This is a genomic window from Pseudoalteromonas sp. S3260 (assembly GCF_005886925.1).
GTDB lineage: Bacteria > Pseudomonadota > Gammaproteobacteria > Enterobacterales > Alteromonadaceae > Pseudoalteromonas > Pseudoalteromonas tetraodonis.
Genome location: NZ_PNCV01000135.1, coordinates 1 through 477, shown reverse-complemented (window position 1 = coordinate 477; position 477 = coordinate 1). Strand labels below are relative to the sequence as shown.

Sequence of the window (477 nt, the reverse complement as noted above, 5' to 3'; positions counted from 1 at the left end):
GCCACCAAGTTTTCGCGGGAAAAGCCAAGCGGGGTAAAGGAACAATGGGCTGGTTTTATGGGTTTAAACTTCACCTCATCATGAATGATGAAGGTGGTTTATTAGCAGTAAAAGTGACAGCTGGGAATGTTGATGATAGACAGCCGGTGTTAGATATGGTCGATAATGTTACAGGTAGTTTATACGCTGATAAAGGTTATGTATCTGCAAACCTAAAAGCGGAACTTGCTGAGCAAGGCATTGATTTTATTACAGGTCAACGAAGTAATATGAAACGTCAGCCAATATCATCTTGGGATAGAGCGATGTTATCAAAGCGTTTTATCATTGAAACAGTTTTCGACCAACTGAAAAATATGGCTCAAATAGACCATACAAGGCACCGCAGCTGCATCTCATTTATGGTTAATTTAATGGCTGGATTAATTGCCTATACCTTTCAGACTAAAAAGCCGAGTATTAAAGTGACTCGGCTTT

General features: G+C 39.8%; 1 protein-coding gene. It reads left to right on the top strand.

Annotated features, from left to right (window positions below; all coding sequences use genetic code 11):
- Positions 1 to 477 (top strand): IS982 family transposase (locus tag CWC14_RS16775; RefSeq protein WP_138564035.1); only part of this gene is annotated, 477 nt, incomplete at both ends.